The following is a 21622-nucleotide window of genomic DNA, read 5'->3' as shown; positions in this document are numbered from 1 at the left end:
ATTTCGCTTTTTTAATAAAAGCTATTGACCGGAATATGAGAATAAAATCCATTTTATGCCTATGTCTTTTGTCACTGATGGTGGCAGGAGGGGCATTTGCGCAAGTGCAGACCGGGTCTGCCTATCCTAAACGTGAATTTCGTGCAGCATGGATACAGTCAGTAAACGGACAGTTCCGTGGAATGCCGACCGAAAAGCTAAAGCAGAATCTGATCGGGCAGTTGAATTCCTTGCAGAAGGCAGGAATCAACGCCATAATTTTCCAGGTACGTCCCGAAGCGGATGCTCTGTATGCTTCCAGACTGGAACCGTGGAGTCGTTTCCTTACCGGAGTGCAGGGTAAAGCGCCCGAACCTTATTGGGACCCTATGCAGTTTATGATTGATGAATGCCATAAACGTGGCATGGAGTTTCATGCATGGATTAATCCGTATCGCACGAAGACGACCTTGAAGAGTGAGTTGGCTCCCAATCATGTGTACAATATCCATCCGGAATGGTTTGTCACTTATGGCGACCAGTTGTATTTTGACCCGGCACTGCCTGAGAGCCGCCGACACATCTGCATGGTGGTGAGCGACATTGTTTCCCGTTATGATGTGGATGCTATCCATATGGACGATTACTTTTATCCTTATCCCATTAAGGGAAAGGATTTCCCCGACGATGCAAGTTTTGCACGTTTTGGTGGAGGATTCAGCAATAAAGGAGACTGGCGCCGGAGCAACGTGAATGTGCTGATTAAAAAACTGCATGAAACTATCCGTGAAATCAAGCCGTGGGTGAAGTTCGGGATTTCTCCGTTTGGTATTTACCGGAACGAAAGCAGTGACCCGCTTGGCAGTAAGACCAAAGGCCTGCAAAACTACGATGACCTTTATGCAGATGTACTGCTATGGGCCCGTGAAGGTTGGATAGACTATAATATTCCGCAGATTTATTGGCATATAGGACATCCGGTTGCCGACTATGAGACACTGGTGAAGTGGTGGGCTAGGAATACGGAAAACCGTCCCTTGTTTATCGGTCAGTCCGTAATGAATACAGTGCAGAATGCTGACCCCAAGAACCCCTCAATAAATCAGCTTCCCCGCAAGATGGCCTTGCAGCGAGCTTATCAAACCATCGGTGGCAGTTGCCAGTGGCCCGCCAGTGCAGTGATTGAGAATGCGGGCAAGTATCGCGATGCTTTGATTGCCGAATATCATAAATATCCGGCATTGCCTCCCGTTTTCGATTTTATGGATAACGAAGCTCCAGGAAAGGTGCGTAAGATGAAACCGATATGGACGGAAGACGGATATATTCTTTTTTGGACAGCACCCAAGTATAAAGAGGAGATGAATCGTGCTGTCCAGTATGTAGTTTATTGTTTTGATGCCAAAGAGAAAGTGAATATAGACGATCCTTCCCATATTGTAGCCATCACGCGTGATAATTTCTATAAACTTCCTTATGAAGACGGAAAGACAAAGTACCGCTATGTGGTGACAGCCTTGGACCGTCTGCATAATGAATCGAAATCCGTTGGAAAGAAGATTAAACTTTAAAAAGAAAATTAAGGATTAGGGATTAACGTCTAATCCTTAATCCCTAATCCCTAATCCTTAATTTCCCTCCTTAATAAAGTATCAACCCTGCTATTCCACAGGCTACAATCATTCCTATCGGGTTCAGTTTATATTTTTTGGTGCCTACAAATGCCACGAGGAAAATGAGGCAGCTGATGACGAAGGAATATGTGTCTTCTTTGGGAGAACTGAAGTTTTCCGAATTCATCAATACCAGCGCGGCTGAGGCCAGCAGACCGACCACTGCCGGGCGGAGCCCGCTGAATACCGCTTCCACGGAAGGATGTTTCTGGTATTTCAGAAAGAATTTGCTGATGGTCAGCATCAGTAGGAAAGAGGGGAGCACTACGGCAAAAGTGGCGGTAATAGATCCCCATACACTACCGGTGACAGTAAAACCTACATAGGTTGCCGAATTGATACCTATCGGACCGGGTGTCATTTGGCTGATTGCCACGATATCAGTAAACTCTTGAGGGGAAAGCCAGCCATAACGGGTGACTACTTCGCCTTGTATCATAGACAGCATGGCATATCCGCCGCCAAAGCCGAAAAGGCCGATTTTAAAGAATGTATAGAATAGCTGTAAGAAAATCATGGTTAGTGATTAATGGTTAGTGATTAATGATTAGTGTTATTGCACCTTTCATTTTTTAATTCTTTCATTTTTAATTCTTCGATGTTTCCGACGTCCGAAGGCATATCCCCCTGCACCTGCTGCAATGATAATCCAGATGGGGGAGAAGTCCAGCAGCCAGATGAGCAGTGCTGAAACCACCGGTATCCATATATTGTATCGGTTTATCCGGGCCGATTTGGCCATGCTGAATGTAGGGGCGGCAATCAATGCAACCACTGCCGGGCGGATGCCTTTGAATATACGTTCCACAATGGTGTTGTTCTTGAAGTTGTGAAAGAACAACGCTATGGCGAGGATGATGAGAAACGAAGGAAGTATGGTTCCCAATGCAGTGATTATGCTCCCTCGTATTCCCCGTAGCCGGTACCCTATAAAAATGGATATATTGACGGCAAGAATGCCCGGAGCGGACTGTGATATAGCAAGCAGGTCAATGAAATCTTCTTTGGCTATCCAGTTTCGTTTGGTTACGATTTCGTTTTCTATCAGTGGTACCATGGCATAACCGCCGCCGATGGTAAAGGCTCCTATCTTAAAGAATATGGAGAATGCTTCAAGATATATATTCATATTCAAAATGTTGTAATTTACTTTATTTCTTTATCATCTTTCCCTTCTTTCCCTCTCTTGGCATATTGGCTTGGGCTCATATCGAAATGTTTCTTGAATACTTCACGGAAATATTTCGCATCACTGAAACCGGTCAGCTCTGAAATCTCGGTGATGGTATGCTTTTGTTCTTTCAGAAGTTGGGCGGCATGTTTCAGTCGAATCAGCCGGATGTAGTCAGCCGGAGCTTGGTCGGTCAGTGCCTTTATCTTGTTGTAGAAGCTGGTTCTACTCATATTCAGCAGGTTGCAGAGCACGTCGACGTTGAAGCTTGGGTTGTCCATATTGTCTTCGACACTCTTTTTGACGGTTGCAATGAATTTCCAGTCCAAGTCGTTGGAGCAGTTGATGCAATCCGTATTGTTTTTCTCGTCGTTCAGGTCCAGGCTGGCATATTTGTGGCGCAACAGTGTCCGGTTAGTCAGTAAGTTGGCAATGTTTGCCCGCAATATACCGATATTGAAGGGTTTCACAATATATTCATCTGCTCCGCTTTGCAGTCCCTCGATGATATTCTTGTCGGTATTCAGTGCTGTGAGCAGGATGATGGGGATATGTGATGTCTCGATGTCGTTCTTCAGGATATGGCACAACTCGTCTCCTCTCATTTCCGGCATCATGATGTCTGAAATGACTAGGTTAGGCATATACTCCTTGACAATGATCAGTGCCTCTTTTCCATTGGAGCATACTTGTATGTTGTACTGTTCAGACAATGTTCTGCGCAGATATTCCCTTAATTCGTCATTGTCCTCTACAATAAGAATTTTCTGGTGGCTACTGTTGTTTTGCGACTGTTGCTGCGTCTTGTCGTAGATGCCGCTGGAAGCAGGGGACGGTGTGGCGGAGGCATTGATGGGCACTCCGGAAGCCGAATAAACAATCCGTTCGTTTTGGGGTTGAGGGCGTTGGATTGCCTTGCGGAAATGCTTGTTCCCTTTGGGGAACGTGATTTTGATGCAAGAGCCTTTTCCTTCCATACTGCTGAAGTTGAGCTTTCCTTTATGTAAGCGTACAAGTTTCCCAACCAAGAGTAGTCCGATGCCGCTGCCGGTAACTTTGGAATTGATAGCATTGCTGCCGCGGAAATGCATCTTGAACAGCTTTTTTTGTTCCGAGGCCGGAATTCCGATACCGGTATCTTTCACCTCAATACTCCAGGTATCTTCCGTCTCGGAAGTAAAGACATGTACATTGCCGCCGTCCGGTGTATATTTCAATGCGTTGGATATGATATTCTTCAAAATGGAATCCATCTTGTCCTTGTCCAACCATACGTTCAGATAACGGAAACTGCTTTCGTAGGTCAGGTTGATGTGTTTTATGTTTGCGTATGGACGGAATGCATCGATTGTCTCCTCCATATATGTGCTCAGTTCGTATTCGGATACGTATAGACTTCCGGAATAGGTGTCTGCTCGTTCGAAATTAATAAGATTGGTGGTCAGGCGCAACAAGGCATTTACGTTTCGCAGAGCTGTGTTGATGTTGCTCTGTCCGCTGGAAGTCAGTTGTTCGCGTTCGGTGATTTCTTCCAAGGGTGCTTTGATGAGCGTCAGTGGAGTACGTATATCATGTGCCGTGTTGACGAAAAAGCGTATTTTCTCGTCGGATTCTTTCCGCTGTTTTCTCAAGGCTATGATTCGCAGGGCGATGCTTGCAATGGATATGATAATCACTGCATAGAGTATTAATGCCCAAAAACTGAGCCAGATGGGTTGTTCGATAATGATGTTCATACTACGTTCCTCCAGGACAATACGGCGGTCTTCGTTGGAGATGGCACGTACGCGGAGGGTATAGTTACCCGGACTCAGATTGGTAAAACGAATGACATTTTCCTGTCCCGGGCGGCTCCAGCCCTCATAGAATCCTTCCAGCTTCCAAGAGTACAGAATCAGGGAAGGGTAGTCATAGTTTATATCGGAAACTTGCAATGAGAAGATGTTCTGGTTGTACTTCAAACGCAAGGTTTCTGTCTCGTCTATATCCTGAATAAGTGGGGAACCTTCATCTTTGGGATAAACGGTCTGATAGAAAACCCGCAGGTCGCTGAATACCATTTTGAATTTATAGTCACGTGGCAGGACCATGTCCTTATCGAACTCTATGGCTCCGTCCGTACTGCCGAAAATGAAATTGCCGTTTCCTCTTAAGGTGCCTGAAGCTGCATTGAAATGATCTGACTTCAGTCCTTGTTCTTTGGTCCAGTTATGGAATGTCTCTTCGGCAGGATAGAAGGTGGACAGACCGTGTTCTGTACTCAGAAAGATATTTCCTTTTCCATCAGACAATAGTGTATAGATATTATTGGAAATCAAGGCACAGTTGTCTCTATGATAGTGTCTGAATGTATTTTTGGCCGTATCATATACCAGTAAACCGGCATTGTTGGTACCGATGTACAACATTCCGTCAGAGGTCTGGCATAGAGAGTAGATATAGTATGATTCTACTGGCATTCGGATATAGGTGTACTTGCCGGTTGCTTTTTCTAATAAGTATAGGCCGGTTGCAGTGCCTATCCACATATGTGTGGAGTCTTTTTCTATAATGGCGGTAATGCCGTTCAGACCGGGGAAATGCCGTATGCTTTTGCTGGAATAGTCTATTTCCTTCAAGTTATAATACCCTCCGGACCAGATGTTTCCTGAAGAGTCTTTCATGATAGAACGGATATACTTGTCCGGCCGGATATTGAGGTTGCTGAATAAGGATGGAGTGAAGAAATCTACGGACTGTTGCTTCTTGTTTATCTGATAGATGCCTGAACTGTAACCTCCGGCCCAGATGATACCAGGCTCAACCTCGCATAGTGAGATAAAGGTGTGGTTTTTACTGTGGCTTGCAGGATCGAAGGTACTGAGAAAAGAATGCCATTGGTTTGTTTTACTATTATAAAGGCTGATGCCGTTGTTGGTGGCAAACCATAAATCTCCGTCATGATCTTCGATGATGGCATTTACTTGGTCATTGATGAGTGACTGTTTATTACCGATAGAGTGTTTTATCCATTGGTAATCGGCATATCGGTTGTCGCGTACGGTGATACCGATGGGATAATTGGCTATCCAGATGCGTTGTTCGCTGTCAATGTAGATGTCGTTGATGGTATTCCCGTTCATAGAGTTGTGCCGGTTGTAGTCGGCAACAATGTATGGTACGGACTCATAAGTAGCAGCGTTCATTTTGTAGATGCCGGCTCCGTCTGTTGCAATGAGAATTTCATTGTCAGTGTAGGAACGGATGCAGTTGATGCTGACATCCATCAGGCCGGACGGTATATGCATGACTTTATGTTTGTTCAAGTCATAGACAAATATTCCTCGTTGAAAAGTACCGATAAAAACCTTACGGGACGGTTTGTGATAGTATAATTCGTTGATTTGTACCTTTAAGGTATCCAATTGGTCGCAGGGACTCAAGGTGAGTACATTGTTTTCCAATTCGGCATAATGTATGCCGATGTCGGTTCCGATAAAGAAATGAGTTGAGTCAATCTGTACGATGTCCGTGATTCGTTCTTTTATTTCATTTTGAATGAAGGTCACTTTTTGAGTATTACTGTCGTACAGATATAGGGCATCTTCATTGCAAAGCCATATTACGCTGTTGGCATCCACAAAACCATAGCTGATGGGAGTAGGACGTCCTTTTACTTCATTTTCGGGTAGCTTGTATACTAAGACAAAACGGTCGTGTCTTGTGTCGTAGCGGAACACACGTCCTTTTTTGCCTATTTCCCATATGGTTCCTTTAGGATCCACATAGAGCCAGTTCAGATTCATCATGGAATTTACTTCTTCATCTCCGTCCATCAGTTTGTAAGACTTGAAATCTTTTCCGCTATATCGGTCGATGCCGTCGTGGGTGAGAAACCACATGTAACCTTTGGGGCCCTTTTGAATGGCATATACCCGTCTGTTGCTCAAACCGTCTTCCACATCGATGTACTTGTATGTTTGCGCAATGCCTATAATTGGCAATAATAGTAGTATGTAGAAAAAGAAGTACTTTTTCATAATTGTCGAACGGTTTTTGAATGTTGTACTGAGGGAGAGTTGAAAATAAACACAAAAGTAGTGCTTTTGTTCGAGAAAAGCAAAAGGAAGGCAAAGAATGGAAAAAATGAACAAGCGCGGATTTATTTGTCAACCCGCGCTTGTCACATTTCTATTAAGAAGGAAGTTCTGTTTATTTTTTATTGGCTTCCACCCACTTGCGTGCATTGACAAACGCTTCTATCCAAGGAGTGATTTGGTCGCTGTTTACGCGGTCTGCGGGGTAGCAACCATTTTGCCAGGGGAAGATAGCACGTTCCAAGTGGGGCATCATGGCCAGATGGCGTCCGTCGGCACTTGCCAATCCGGCTATGGAATAATCCGAACCGTTGGGGTTGGCAGGGTATTCGTCGTATGAGTATTTCAGCACAACGTTGTATTTGTCCTCATCGTACGGCAAAGAGAATTTGCCTTCGCCGTGGGCCACCCAGATACCCAGTTTACTGCCGCTCAAAGACCCGAGCATTACACTGCGGTTAGTGGGAACGGTAACACCGAGGTATCTGGATTCGAATTTGTGGGAATCGTTGTGCAACATCTTGCCTTTCTTTTCAAGCTCGGGATTGATAAGGTTGAGTTCCATCATAAGCTGGCAACCGTTGCAGACGCCTAGCGAAAGCGTATCCTTGCGTGCATAGTACTTATCGAGCGCTTCTTTGGCTTTCGGATTGAAAAGGAAGGCACCGGCCCAACCCTTAGCAGAACCAAGCACGTCGGAATTGGAGAAACCACCGCAGTAAACAATCATGTTTACATCTTCCAGCGTCTCGCGGCCGCTGATAAGGTCGGTCATTGTAACATCTTTCACATCGAAGCCTGCCAAATAGAGCGAGTAGGCCATTTCGCGTTCGCCGTTAGTCCCTTTTTCACGGATGATGGCAGCGCGTATACCGGAAGGTGTGCGGCGGTCCGGGGTAATGCCGTATTGTGAGAACTTGCCTTTGAAGTCCGGCATGAAGGCGAATTCCACCGGTTGCATCTTGTAGTTCTCGAAACGCTTCTTGGCACAGCCGTTCATGGACTGTTTACGATCAAGGAGATAAGAAGTGGAGTACCATACATCACGCATATAGTCGATGCCGAACTGATAAGTAGCATCGCCTTTTGATACAAGAATATGGCGTTCGTCTGTCGGTTTACCGAGTTTCACATAACCTACGCCTGCATCTTCCAGGATTTGCTTTACTGTTTCCTTATGCTTGTCACTCACCTGAATAACGATACCCGGATTCTCTGCAAACAGAATCTTGATAAGGTCTTGCTCCTTGATTTTATCCAGGTTGATTTCCATACCGCCCTCCACATTGGCAAAGCACATTTCAAGCAGTGTAGTGATAAGGCCACCGGCAGAAATATCATGTCCGGCAAGAATCAGTCCCTTGTTGACCAGCTCCTGCACGGCAAGGAAAGCATCGCGGAAGTATTCGGCATCCTGCACGCAGGGAACTTCGTCACCCACTTTGCCCAGGGTTTGGGCGAAGGCGGAACCACCGAGTTTCAGGTTGTCGAAACTGAAGTCTATATGATAAATGGTAGTTTTTTCATTGTTGACCAGCACTGGAGAAACGACCTTCTTGACATCGGAAACTTCTCCACCGGCAGAAACAATTACCGTGCCCGGAGAAATGACTTTGCTGCCGTCGGGGTATTTCTGTGTCATGGAAAGAGAGTCTTTACCAGTCGGTACATTGATTTGCAGGGAACAGCAGAAGTCGCTCAATGCCTTTACTGCCGTGTACAGACGGGCATCTTCACCTTCTTGCGAACGGCAAGGCCACATCCAGTTGGCAGAAAGGGAAACGCTGTCCAGACCTTCGGCAAGCGGTGCCCAAACCAAGTTGGTCAAGGCTTCGCTGACGGAAAGAACGGAGCCGGCTGCCGGGTCGGCAAGTGCCGCCTGGGGAGCATGGCCCAGAGAGGTTGCGATACCCTTTTCGCCGCGATAGTCCAAAGCTACCACACCACAATCGCTCAGAGGCAACTGCAATTCACCCTGGCACTGCTGGCGAGCAATCTTGCCTGTTACAGAACGGTCTACCTTGTTTGTCAACCAGTCTTTACAAGCCACAGCTTCCAGTTGGAGCACATTGGTGAGGTATTCATGTAGTTGGGAAAGTTCGTATTGGGGCATTTTGTAATGACGTTCCACGGTCTTGTCCACCATATAGGTCTTGGGGGAAGAGCCGAACATCTGTTCTACGGCGAGGTCGAACGGACGTACACCGTCAGCTTGCTGGAAGGCAAAGCGATGGTCACCGGTGGTTTCACCTACTACGTACATCGGAGCGCGTTCGCGTTCGGCTACCTTGCGTACATGTTCGATGGCCTCTTCCTGAATCAGCAAGCCCATGCGTTCCTGGCTTTCGTTGGCTATGATTTCCTTGGCAGACAGCGTGGTGTCACCGATGGGTAACTTGCTCATGTCAATCAGGCCGCCGCATTCCTCTACCAATTCAGACAGACAGTTAACATGTCCGGCAGAGCCGTGGTCGTGGATGGAGACAACCGGATTGGTCTCTTCCTCACAAAGTGCGCGTACCACGTTGTAGGCACGTTTTTGCATTTCGGCGTTGGCGCGTTGCACGGCATTCAGCTCGATGCCACTGCTGTAGCGTCCGGTATCTACGGAAGATACGGAGCCGCCGCCCAGACCGATGCGGTAATTGTCTCCACCGATAACAACCACTTTGTTTCCGGCTTCCGGTGTACCTTTCAAACAGTCGCGTTGGGTACCGTAGCCTACGCCTCCGGCAAGCATAATCACTTTGTCGTAACCATAGACTTCATCATTTTCCTTATGTTCGAAAGTGAGCACGGAACCGCAGATTAGCGGTTGACCGAATTTGTTTCCGAAATCACTGGCACCATTGGAGGCCTTGATCAGTATTTGTTCGGGAGTCTGATACAGCCATTTGCGTACCGGCAGAATCTCTTCCCAAGGACGTCCTTCTTCCGTACGGGGGTAGGAGGTCATATAGACGGCTGTTCCGGCAATCGGCCAAGAGCCCTTACCGCCGCCCATACGGTCGCGGATTTCACCGCCCGTACCGGTAGATGCACCGTTGAACGGTTCTACGGTAGTGGGAAAGTTATGTGTTTCCGCTTTCAGGGAGATGACACTCTTGATGTCTTTTACTTGGAAATAGTCGGGCTTGGAGTGGTCTGCCGGAGCAAACTGTTCGATAACCGGACCTTCGGCAAAGGCCACATTGTCTTTGTAGGCAGAGATAATCTTATTGGGATTCTCTTGTGTGGTCTTCTTTATCATTTGGAAGAGTGAAGATTCCTGTTCTACTCCATCGATGATGAATGTCCCGCCGAAGATTTTGTGACGGCAGTGCTCGGAGTTGATTTGCGCAAAACCGAATACTTCGGAGTCCGTCAGAGGGCGCCCAAGATCTTTTTCTACCTTCTTGAGGTAGTCCATTTCCTCTTTGGAAAGTGCCAGCCCTTCCTTCTCATTGTATTCCTCCAGGTCTTCGATGTGTACAATCGGTTCCGGTTGCCGGTTGGTTGTAAATACATTCTGGTCCAGCCCCTTGTACATACGTTGCAGCATCGGGTCATGGTCTGCATTCTCATCTTTTACGGGGAAATACTCCTCGATGCGGATAATGCCGTCCAGTCCCATGTTCTGGGTGATTTCTACGGCGTTTGTACTCCACGGAGTAATCATCTCGCGGCGCGGGCCGACGAAATGTCCTTTCAGGTTGTTTTCACTTTCGGGGGTGGCTTCTCCAAAAAGCCAGCAGAGTTTGTCGCTGTCTGCCTGGGGGAGTTCATGATTACATTCTACGGCAATCACACTCTTGGATGGTGTTCTGAAAAAAAGAATCATAGTTATATTTACGATTTTACGATTTACGATTTTACGATTGAAGTTACTTCTTTGAATATCTTCATCTTTTCTTCTTGGGGACAAAGATACGCAAAATCGGTGGGGAGGAGAAAAAAAGGAAAACAAAAAACGCATGCAATTTTACTTGTATGCGTTTTTTATTCTGTTTTATAAAGCCGGATGTATATTATTGTATGACGATTTCATCCGTAAATAAGAATTGTTTCTTCCCTTGTATGGCGTGGAAGCGTACATACCGTGCTTCAGTAGGGGTGCCGGTCCATCCGAAATCTCTGAAAATCACGTCTTTTCCGGCATCCTCCTCGCTGCAAGTATCACTGCCCAGCAGGGAGAATTCTTTGCCGTCCACTGATGCCCACACTTCTACTTTGGCTGGAAGAAAAACCTGCGGGGTACGGATTTGCATGAAGTTGGCCATGACCCGGTGTATAGCGGTCACTTCGCCCAAGTCGATGGTGGCATCCAAATCATTGGGGCAGAATCCCTGCCAACGCCCGTCCATGTAGCTTTTACCGCCGCGAAGTCCGTCGAGGAGACCGGTGTCACCGCCGCCTTTGTATACTTCTTTATGCTGATAGTATCCGCCGCCCGGTGCATAGGTTATCTTTTTGCCTATGCCTTTGTGATAGTCGGTGCGCAGGTGAAGGCTTTTTCCGATAGGCTTTTCTCCATCGAAAAGACGTGCGGTCAGCAATATGGAGTCTTTTACGGCAAACGGTTTCTTGTATAACTTGGAAGACGCAGTCGGTTCGGAACCGTCCGTTGTGTAGCGGATGTCAATCGGATGTTTTTCGGAGGTGAGGGACAGCATGATTCTTTTCTTGGCATAGTCAACGGTCTGGCTGGTCTGCACTAGTTCCGACAAGGTGAACGGGTTGTAGCCTATTGCTTTGATATGGCGTATTTCGTTGTTGATACGTCTCTTGAAACTTTCTGAATGCTTGTTCTTCATGGGAGTCCATCCTACTTCTGCCAGAGCGATGATGCGCGGGTATATCATATATTCGGCATGTTCGTAAGTGGGTAGATATTCGGCCCATACATTGCCTTGCACGCCTAATATGTATTTGCAGATATCACTTTCCAATGAGTCGGGAGCCGGGTCGTAGGAGTAGGTCTGTCCGATGGGGACGCAGGCGCCGAACGCCAGCGGCTGTGTCTCGGGGTCATCCTGGTAGTGGTCCAGATAACAGTGGCTCTCCGGTGTCATGATGGCGTAATGCCCCATGCGGGCGGCGGCAATGCCACCTTCCGTACCCCGCCACGACATGACGGTTGCGTTGGGGGCCAGGCCTCCGTCCAGTATCTCATCCCAGCCGATGATTTCACGCCCTTTGTCGTTGAGGTACTTCTCTATGCGGGCTATCATATAGCTTTGCAACTCACTTTCATCTTTGAGCCCTTCTTCCTTCATGCGCTTCTGGCATTTGGGACATGCTTTCCAGTGGCGTCTGCTGGCTTCATCGCCTCCAATATGGATATAACGGGAAGGGAACAGCCGTATCACTTCATCCAGCACATCTTCGAAGAACTTGAAGGTCTCTTCGTTGCCGATACAGACTTCACCGGATGTATAAGGCTCGCCGGTACAGGACAGCTGTGGATAGGCTGCCAGTACTTCTCCTGAGTGTCCCGGCATTTCTATTTCGGGGATGACGGTAACATGCCTCAAGCGGGCGTATTCTAAAACTTCGCGTACATCTGCTTCTGTATAGTAGCCTCCATAGGCTCCTTCTTCATCCTTTTCGCAGAAGCGGTGGTTATATTTCCCCCAATCCTGCAGATTGGCGGCTTTTCTCCAGGCTGCGAATTCTGTCAGGCGGGGATAGCCCGGAATCTCCAGCCGCCATCCGGCACCGTCGGTCAGATGCCAATGCAGGCGGTTGATTTTGTAGGTGGCTACCAGGTCTATTTGTTTCTTGACATAGTCCGTGTTAAAGAAGTGCCTTGAAACATCCAGGTGCAGCCCACGGTAGGGGAATCTGGGTTCGTCCTTGATGGTCGTGACTGGCAGTTCCTTCCCGTTACGGGCAAGTTGTGCCAAGGTTTGCAGTCCATAGAAGGCACCTGCTGCGGAGGAGGCCTGAATATTTACACCTTGTTTGCTGACTGTCAGGTTGTAGCCTTCGGCGGCGATTGGATTGTCCGTCTCGTCCGTTATTTCTATCGTTACAAAAGGATTCTTGTCGACAAGCTTCATGGGGATGGCAAAGTCCGGCAGATAGGCCAGCAGGTCATTCATGTCGGATTTCGCCAGATTGGTCGAGAAGGTTACCGTAGATGGCAGTTCGACTGTTTTTGACGTAGTTTGGGCATACTGCGGATATGGAATCACACCGAGTTCCTTGGGAGCTTCGCATGCCGTCAGTAGTAAGACGGTCATGGAAACGAGTGCTAGAGTTTTTTTTATTCGTTTCATTAGGGGGTATTGTTAAGTTCGGAGGTAAATATACGGAATAATATGTAAAATGGATAATCTTTACTTCTTAAAATCCTTTTCCGTCGAAAAAACGTTAACACTATTCGTTCGTCTCATAAAAAAGTCCGATATTTGCAGCCATGATTCAGATAGAGACCATATTTGACATATTGTGGAAGGGGTTCATTATCGGCGTCATTGTGTCCGCGCCATTGGGTCCTGTAGGAGTATTGTGTATTCAGCGTACTTTGAATAAAGGACGGTGGTATGGTTTCGTAACGGGGATAGGAGCTTCGCTGAGCGATATTGCATATGCCTTGCTGACGGGCTACGGGATGAGTTTCGTTTTTGATTATGTCAACAAGAACATCTTTTACCTGCAGCTTTTCGGAAGCATTCTTCTGTTGGCATTTGGCATTTATACGTTCCGCAGCAATCCGGTACAGTCCATCCGGCCGGTATCCACCAATAAGGGTTCCTATTTCCATAACTTCATAACGGCGTTTGCCGTCACACTTTCCAATCCACTGATTATTTTCCTTTTTGTAGGCCTTTTCGCCCGCTTCGCTTTTGTAAGTGAGGGCGTGCTGGTGTTTGAGGCTGTCACCGGATACTTGGCCATCGCATTGGGTGCTTTGGCTTGGTGGTTTGGCATAACCTTTTTTGTCAATAAGGTCCGTACACAATTCAACCTGCGAGGTATCTGGATACTGAACCGTATTATCGGGAGCATTGTCATTGTGGTGTCTGTGATGGGACTGGTGTTTACGCTGATGGGTGAATCGCTGTATTAATGGATAATCGATAGTGGATAAATTGATAATGAAGTCATAAATCTAAGGTTATAAATCATACATTTTATCGTGAAGATTGCGCAACAACTGAAAGAGAAGAATATAGCCGAATACCTTATATATATGTGGCAGGTGGAGGACTTGCTCCGTGCCAACGGCTGTGACATAGACCGGATACGCCAGAACATCATCTTGCGCTATCCGGAGGAGGAATGGCCTGCGCTGGAAGAATGGTATGGAAACCTGGCAGATATGATGCGTGCGGAAGGCGTAACGGAAAAAGGGCATCTGCAAATCAACCGTAATGTCATTCTGAATCTGACGGAACTGCATGGCGAATTGCTGGCTTCTACGAAATATCCGTTCTATAATGCGGCTTATTTCAAGGCACTGCCTTTTATCGTGGAACTGCGTCAGAAGAACGGCCGGAAAGAGGAGTCTGAGGTAGACACTTGTTTCGAGGCGCTTTATGGAGTGTTGCTGTTACGCTTGCAGAAGAAGGAAATCAGTCAGGGCACGGCAAAGGCTATGGAGGCCATCAGTGGTTTCATCTCGTTGCTTGCCAACTATTATGACAAGGAGAAGCGGGGAGAACTGGAGTTGATGGATAATTGATAGTGGATGATTGATAATTATGAAGGAAAATATTGTTCATCGTAACATTCTATATATAAGTGTAACTTTATTAAATGAATATTCTGATAACCGGTGCCAACGGTCAACTTGGCAATGAAATGCGAGTGTTGTCGAAAGAAAACGGACAACATGCTTATTTTTTCACTGATGTGCAGGAATTGGACATTTGCGACGAACAAGCTGTGCACAGGTTTGTGAAGGGTAACCGGATAGATGTGATTGTGAATTGCGCTGCTTATACGGCGGTGGACAAGGCGGAGGACAATCAGGAACTTTGCGACAAGCTGAACCATGTCGCTCCTGGCTATCTGGCTGCCGCTGCCGAAGCTTGCGGTGCTGCCTTGATACAAGTGTCCACCGATTATGTTTTCGACGGAACCGGACACACTCCTTATACGGAAGAGGCGGCCACTTGCCCCAATTCGGTATATGGCTCTACTAAACTGGCAGGTGAGCAGGCGGTGATGAAGCATTGCAGCCGTGCCATGATTATCCGTACAGCATGGCTCTATTCCATTTACGGGAATAATTTTGTGAAGACGATGCTTCGTCTGGGGCGTGAGCGAGAGACGCTGGGGGTTGTCTTCGACCAGATAGGTACGCCGACATATGCCAATGATTTGGCACGTGTCATTTTTGCGGCTGTCAACCGGGGGATTGTTCCCGGTATCTATCATTTCAGCAACGAGGGTGTGTGCTCGTGGTATGATTTCACTTTGGTTATCCATCGCCTGGCCGGCATAAAGACCTGCAAAGTAAATCCACTACATACGGACGAATTCCCTGCCAAGGCGCCGCGTCCGCATTATTCCGTACTGGACAAGACAAAGATAAAGAAGACATTCGGCATCGATATACCCCATTGGGAGGAGAGCCTTGCTGTCTGCATGAAGAATTTGGAAGAGTGATTATTACTGACTAATTGATATATGGCCAATAACAACGAAATAGAAAGACGGAGAACGTTTGCGATTATCGCGCATCCGGATGCCGGTAAGACGTCATTGACCGAGAAGCTGTTGCTTTTTGGTGGACAAATCCAGGTGGCGGGTGCCGTAAAGAGCAATAAGATAAAGAAGACGGCAACGTCGGACTGGATGGATATTGAAAAACAGCGTGGTATTTCCGTCACCACTTCTGTAATGGAGTTTGACTACCATGACTACAAGGTCAACATCCTCGATACTCCGGGTCACCAGGATTTTGCCGAAGATACCTACCGCACGCTGACGGCTGTGGACAGCGTTATTATCGTGGTGGACGGTGCGAAAGGTGTGGAAACGCAGACACGCAAGCTGATGGAGGTCTGCCGTATGCGTAATACGCCGGTGATTATCTTCATCAACAAGATGGACCGTGAAGCCAAAGACCCGTTCGACCTGCTGGACGAGCTGGAGGAGGAACTGCACATCCACGTGCGCCCTTTGACGTGGCCTATCGAGAGCGGTGTCCGTTTCAAGGGTGTCTACAACATCTACGAGCATAATCTTAACCTCTACCAGCCCAGTAAGCAGGTGGTGACAGAGAAGGTGGAAGTGGACATCCATACCGAGGAGCTGGACAACCGGATTGGTGCCCAGCTGGCCGACAAGCTGCGCGGAGAATTGGAACTGATAGACGGTGTTTACCCCGAATTTGATAAGGAGGAATATTTGAAAGGGGAGCTTGCTCCCGTATTCTTCGGTTCGGCACTGAATAATTTCGGTGTGCAGGAACTGCTGGATTGCTTTGTGGAGATTGCTCCCAGTCCCCGTCCCGTGAAGGCGGAAGAACGTGAGGTGGAGCCGGAAGAGCCTAAATTTACCGGATTCATCTTCAAGATAACCGCCAACATCGACCCGAATCACCGTTCATGTATCGCTTTCTGCAAAATCTGCTCCGGGAAGTTTGTACGCAATGCCCCGTACTTGCACGTACGTCATGGCAAGATGATGCGTTTCTCGTCACCTACGCAGTTCATGGCGCAGCGCAAGACGACTGTCGATGAGGCTTGGGCGGGAGATATTATCGGTCTGCCGGATAATGGTACGTTCAAGATTGGCGATACGCTGACCGAAGGCGAGGTGCTCCACTTCAAGGGACTTCCAAGTTTCTCGCCGGAGATGTTCAAGTACATTGAGAATGCCGACCCGATGAAGCAGAAACAGCTTGCCAAGGGTATCGACCAGTTGATGGACGAAGGTGTGGCTCAGTTGTTCGTCAACCAGTTTAACGGGCGTAAGATTATCGGTACGGTGGGGCAGTTGCAGTTCGAGGTCATCCAGTATCGTCTGGAGAACGAATACAGTGCGAAGTGCCGTTGGGAGCCGCTCAGTCTGTATAAGGCCTGCTGGATTGAGAGCGATGATGCGGCGGAGCTGGAAGCCTTCAAGAAGCGCAAATACCAGTACATGGCCAAAGACCGCGAGGGTAGGGATGTGTTCCTGGCCGACAGCGGATATGTGTTGCAGATGGCGCAGATGGACTTCAAGCATATCAAGTTCCACTTTACGAGTGAGTTCTAAGCTATATGATTTTGCTGACTCACGGCTGTAAATGATGCAGGTTGAAGAAAAAGAGGAGGTACAAAGTAATAAAAAACTTTGTACCTCTTTATTTATTGTGGGAAGAAAGTGTTACCTTTGTTTCTATTAATATGCATTGATTATGAAGACACTTGAAGTAAGCTCGTTCCTTACCGACTTTACACCTTACTTATTATAAACACAAAATTTCAAGATGAAACATACCTTCCTTTTTCTCCTGCTGACCTTCCTTTTAGGGCTGACAGCCTGCTCGAAACCTGCCGGTAGAACTTTGATGAACTACGAACAGGCCCTTTCTCATGCTGACTCGTTGGTGCAATGCGGTGCTGTCGACAGTGCCCGGGCCGTCCGCCTGATTTCCGGTTTGCACCGTGAATACAGTCAGATAAAGGAGCTTTCCGATGGCAGGCATGTGCGGCTGAAGCCGGTCAGTGGTTACGAACGTTTTTTCTGGGGAGTGTTTTCTGTGATTATGTTCAGCATTTCCGGTGCTATGCTGTTCAGCCTTGTCCGGTTCAAGAAAGAGCGCCACCACCGCAACTACCTTATCACCTTGAGCGAAAACGAACAGCGCTTGCGCAACAATGAACGCGAGCGCGAGGAACTGGAAGAATGCCTGAAGGAGATGTCGCTGACCGACGAAGAGCGCGAAGAAGTGCATAGCTCGCTGACGAACCTCATGGAACATGGTAGCCGTCTGGATAAGGAAAACGAGTCACTCCGCGCCCGTCTCAAGGAGTATGAAGACAACCCCGTGCCCCGCGAACTGGAACTGTTGAGGAAAGAGGGCGAGCGTGTCCGGATGCTCGACGGGCAGGTGCAGGCGCTTGCTTCCGTCATGATAGACGCAGACGAAGTGGTGAAGCAGTTGCGCATCCAGCCCAAATTCCTTGCGGACAGCCAGTGGGACTACTTACAGAAACTTACTGACAGAGTATATAAGGGCGCTTCCAAACGCCTTGTCATGCGCTTTCCCCAGCTTACGCCTGCCGACAGCCAGCTTTGCATGCTTATCCGCTTGCATTTCAGCAATGCACAGATTGCCACGCTCATTGCCGTGTCTCCCGCTTCCGTGTCCCAGCAGAAATTCCGCCTGAAGAAGCGGATGATGCAGGCGGATGGTGGACTGTTTGCTGATGGAGAGACGCTGGATACAGTAGTGTGCCATGTCTGAAATTTCGGATTGCAAGACAACAGTGACAAGGGTATGAAACTATTAGGTGGCATTAAGATAAATTAGGCCCGTAATTTCTTTACGGAAATCCTTTTCCGTATCTTCAAGTGGGATTTGTCAAGTCCGGCTAATTATGAGTTCATAAAAACGCTATCAAAGACGGTATCATAAAAAATGGTATTGTATATGGACCGAACGGATCGGGTAAAACAAACTTCAGTTTGGCCTTATTCGATATTGAGAACCATTTGTCGCCCAAATGGAAGAAGATAGATTATTATGTGAATTTTATTTATGCTGTAAAGAAAGAGGGAGTAGTCGGGTTCGAATATACATTTAGGTTTGAGAACGGGACAGTTGTCTATGCCTATTCTAAAAATGCCGGTGGTATATTAGTGTCCGAATCGCTTCGGGTGGACGATAATTTGGTTTTTGAACGGAAGAATGGTTCTTTTTGCATAAACAAGCAACAGTTTCCTATGGAAGAAACCATAGAGAATAACCTCGGAAGTAATGCAAATAACGGGTCGATAGTCAATTTCTTATAGACTTCCTACCCGTTGGGCAAAGAACACTGCTTGATTCCGATATTTTTATATGATTATTTTAGGGATATAGCCAATTTGTGTTGATTTATTAGGACAAAAAGTCGGTGATTTCCCTTGTTCTCAATCTGTTTTGCTACTAATATAACCTCGGTCTTATACTGAACCCTATTCAGTCGTATACTGAATGCCATTCAGTCTTATATTGAATCCTATTTAGTCGTATACTGAATTACCCCCACTTCAGAAGGTGTTCTGGGAGGGGATGGACTGTGACGGTTTGATGGCTTGAAACGGATGCTTTTGGGATTTGAAATGTTGTTACAAAATGAAATAAGAAACTGATTGGTGACTTAAAAAATATTGTTATTCCTTGTTATTTCAATAGTTCGCTTTCTATTGGACTACTAAAGTGTTGAATTGATTACGGATGAGAGCATAGAATCAAATTGCTCCATAATTAAAAATATCCCTCCAAAAGAAGTGAGTTTACCGGATTTTATGCTTATTTTTGTCATGCTTGTTGAGGATTTCTTGTGCTTTTTTTGCAGCACTAATTTAAGTGAATCTTCTGACATGGCAAAGTACTGGGCAATATTTTATTGTTCAGTATTTTAAATAATTGTTTTGTAAAGTGCCGCGGAACTAAGGTCTGATAGAACGAGGATGGAACATTCCAAATTAATAAACAATATAAACGAACGTGTAGTGGATGACATCAAAGGACGATTATCCAAAGGTACTTTTGTGTCTATTGCTGCGGCTTCATTCTCCATCTATGCCTACGAAGCATTGAAAGAAGAATTGGAGCAAGTGGAACAATTGCGTTTCATTTTCACGTCTCCTACTTTCATCAAGGATAAATCAAAGAAAGAGAAACTTAAAACATTAGAAAACAATTAAGAAACAAGATATATGACTGACATATTAAAACATTTGGATTTGAACTCCGCAGACGGAACGCAACTCAATCTTGATGCGCTCTATCAGATAGCACCTTCGGCATTTACCGAAGTACGTGATGACAAGACTGGTGAAATCTCCCGAAAGGTAAACTTCGAGGTGCTTCGCCGGTTGCTTGGCGACTATGTCACAGACGGCGATGGCGAGATGTATCAGTTTACATGGGTAGGTAAGAATGCCGCTCGTGCGGAGGCTGCCAAACCAACCGATAAGACATTACGCCCGGTGGTGGAAGATTCCGTGGATTGGGACAATACGAAGAATATCTATATCGAAGGTGATAACCTGGAAGTGCTCAAACTCTTGCAACGCTCATATATGGGTAAGGTGAAGATGATTTATATCGACCCACCCTATAATACTGGCAATGACTTTGTGTATCATGACGACTTTGCTCTCACTGCTGCCGAAGAGGATTTCAAAGCCGGCAATGTGGACGAGTTGGGCTATCGCTTCAGGAAGAATTCCGATACGAATGGTAAGTTTCATTCGGATTGGTGCAGTATGATTTATAGTCGTCTGCTGGTGGCTCGTTCTCTGCTCACGGAGGATGGAGTTATCTTTATTTCGATAGGTGATGATGAGAATGCAAATCTCATCAAAATATGTGATGAAGTCTTTGGCGAGCATAATTTCATTGCTGATATTTGCCATAAGCATAGAGCCTCTGTTTCTAATGATAGAATAATATCTGAGAATCACAATCACATTGCGTTTTATGCCAAAGAAATAAATGAGGTGTTTGCTCAACAAAAGAATATAGGAGAAGACCCTGTATTAGACGGATTTGATCGAGAAGACGATAAGGGAAAATATAAATTGGCACCTGTAGATGGTCCTGGTGGAGCAAAGAAAGGTAATCCTTTTTACGAATTTATGGGTGTTGAAGGATATTGGAGATATTCAAAAGAGACCATGCAGAAACTGTATGATAATGGACTGCTTATTGTCACAGAGAACAATCTCCAGAAGAAGTATTACGAAGAACAGGCTCGACAATCAAGAAAAAAAGTTACGACTTGGTGGGATACAGATTTCTTAACTTCTTCCGCAACTTCATATCTTCAGAAATTAATGGGCTGCAAAGCATTCGACAATCCCAAAAGTATAAATCTCTTGATAAGGATGCTCAAGATGATGACTCATTTTGATAAAGATGCACTTATTCTCGATTTCTTCTCAGGCTCTGCCACCACTGCCCATGCTGTAATGCAACTCAACGCCGAAGACGGAGGTAACAGAAAATATATCTGCGTTCAGCTTCCCGAAAAAACACCAGAAGATAGCGAAGCACGTAAGGCAGGCTACGCCACTATCCCTGAGATAGCCAAAGAACGCATCCGTCGTTCCGGTGCAAAAATAAAAGCAGATTCCTCGCTTACTACCCAAAACCTCGACACTGGTTTCCGTGTCTACCGCCTTGACGAAAGCAACTACGAGAAAGTATCACTTTCACCCAAGGAATACAAGCAAGACCAGCTTGACCTCTTTGCCTATAATATCAAGCGCGATCGTACTGACCTTGACCTACTCTATGGTTCGATGTTGGCATGGGGTGTTCGCTTGGATTTGCCCTTGCAGACAGAAACCATGGACGGTTGTACCATCTACACTGTCAACGAAGGTGAACTTGTGGCTTGCTTTTCCGAGGGCATTACCGATAAGGTAGTAACTGCGATGGCCGACAAGAGTCCCTTGCGTGTACTTTTCCGTGATGCCTGCTTCAAGGAAGATGCTCAGAAAATCAATATTTATGAGCAGTTCAAGCAATCCTTGGATTGGTCGGATAATGATGCGTTTAATAATATCAGAGTAATTTGACGTGT

13 protein-coding genes and 1 pseudogene are annotated in these 21622 nt (G+C 46.5%); 9 read left to right on the top strand and 5 right to left on the bottom strand.

Annotation, left to right across the window (positions count from 1 at the left end; all coding sequences use genetic code 11):
• Window positions 1–35: 35 nt before the first annotated feature.
• Entirely contained in the window at window positions 36–1550 is a 1515-nt protein-coding gene (locus DWY57_RS09020) for a family 10 glycosylhydrolase (protein WP_119961625.1), read from the top strand.
• A gap of 70 nt (window positions 1551–1620) precedes the next feature.
• Here DWY57_RS09020 and DWY57_RS09015 read toward each other — a convergent pair whose 3' ends face one another.
• The 5 genes from DWY57_RS09015 to DWY57_RS08990 all read right to left on the bottom strand — a co-directional run bounded on the left by DWY57_RS09015 (window position 1621) and on the right by DWY57_RS08990 (window position 13159).
• On the bottom strand, window positions 1621–2169 hold the full coding sequence (locus DWY57_RS09015) for a chromate transporter (RefSeq protein WP_117601452.1): 549 nt from the start codon (window positions 2167–2169) through the stop codon (window positions 1621–1623).
• 48 nt (window positions 2170–2217) lie between these two features.
• Window positions 2218–2781, bottom strand: a complete 564-nt coding sequence (locus DWY57_RS09010; protein ID WP_117601453.1) for a chromate transporter — start codon at window positions 2779–2781, stop codon at window positions 2218–2220.
• Between the two features lie 17 nt (window positions 2782–2798).
• Window positions 2799–6842 (bottom strand): two-component regulator propeller domain-containing protein, encoded by a 4044-nt coding sequence (locus DWY57_RS09005; RefSeq protein ID WP_119961624.1) that lies wholly within the window; start codon window positions 6840–6842, stop codon window positions 2799–2801.
• Window positions 6843–7014: 172 nt separating this feature from the next.
• Complete coding sequence (purL, locus tag DWY57_RS09000) at window positions 7015–10719, bottom strand: phosphoribosylformylglycinamidine synthase (RefSeq protein ID WP_119961623.1); 3705 nt, start codon at window positions 10717–10719, stop codon at window positions 7015–7017.
• A 187-nt stretch (window positions 10720–10906) separates the two neighbouring features.
• Window positions 10907–13159, bottom strand: a complete 2253-nt coding sequence (locus DWY57_RS08990; RefSeq protein WP_117601157.1) for a family 20 glycosylhydrolase — start codon at window positions 13157–13159, stop codon at window positions 10907–10909.
• A 140-nt stretch (window positions 13160–13299) separates the two neighbouring features.
• Between DWY57_RS08990 and DWY57_RS08985 the strand changes: the two genes are divergently transcribed.
• The 8 genes and pseudogenes from DWY57_RS08985 to DWY57_RS08950 all read left to right on the top strand — a co-directional run bounded on the left by DWY57_RS08985 (window position 13300) and on the right by DWY57_RS08950 (window position 21617).
• The gene (locus DWY57_RS08985) at window positions 13300–13953 is read left to right on the top strand and encodes a LysE family transporter (protein WP_035449560.1); all 654 of its coding nucleotides are present in this window, start codon (window positions 13300–13302) and stop codon (window positions 13951–13953) included.
• A gap of 69 nt (window positions 13954–14022) precedes the next feature.
• Window positions 14023–14568: a DUF4924 family protein gene (locus DWY57_RS08980; protein WP_117601158.1), complete on the top strand. Its 546-nt coding sequence runs from the start codon at window positions 14023–14025 to the stop codon at window positions 14566–14568.
• A 74-nt stretch (window positions 14569–14642) separates the two neighbouring features.
• Window positions 14643–15497 (top strand): dTDP-4-dehydrorhamnose reductase, encoded by an 855-nt coding sequence (rfbD, locus tag DWY57_RS08975; protein ID WP_119961622.1) that lies wholly within the window; start codon window positions 14643–14645, stop codon window positions 15495–15497.
• Window positions 15498–15518: 21 nt separating this feature from the next.
• Window positions 15519–17093 (top strand): peptide chain release factor 3, encoded by a 1575-nt coding sequence (locus DWY57_RS08970; protein ID WP_117601160.1) that lies wholly within the window; start codon window positions 15519–15521, stop codon window positions 17091–17093.
• A gap of 214 nt (window positions 17094–17307) precedes the next feature.
• Entirely contained in the window at window positions 17308–18288 is a 981-nt protein-coding gene (locus tag DWY57_RS08965) for a hypothetical protein (protein ID WP_117601161.1), read from the top strand.
• Between the two features lie 221 nt (window positions 18289–18509).
• On the top strand, window positions 18510–18836 hold the full coding sequence (locus DWY57_RS08960; protein WP_174646229.1) for a hypothetical protein: 327 nt from the start codon (window positions 18510–18512) through the stop codon (window positions 18834–18836).
• A gap of 663 nt (window positions 18837–19499) precedes the next feature.
• Window positions 19500–19712: pseudogene (locus DWY57_RS08955) on the top strand (type III restriction endonuclease subunit R); the annotation flags it as partial.
• Between the two features lie 36 nt (window positions 19713–19748).
• On the top strand, window positions 19749–21617 hold the full coding sequence (locus DWY57_RS08950; protein ID WP_117601162.1) for a site-specific DNA-methyltransferase: 1869 nt from the start codon (window positions 19749–19751) through the stop codon (window positions 21615–21617).
• The last annotated feature ends 5 nt before the right edge of the window (window positions 21618–21622 follow it).

This window comes from Bacteroides sp. AF25-5LB (genome assembly GCF_003602965.1).
Classification (GTDB): domain Bacteria; phylum Bacteroidota; class Bacteroidia; order Bacteroidales; family Bacteroidaceae; genus Bacteroides; species Bacteroides uniformis.
The sequence above is the reverse complement of the archived record's forward strand: the minus strand, read 5'-3'. Positions and strand labels throughout refer to the sequence as shown.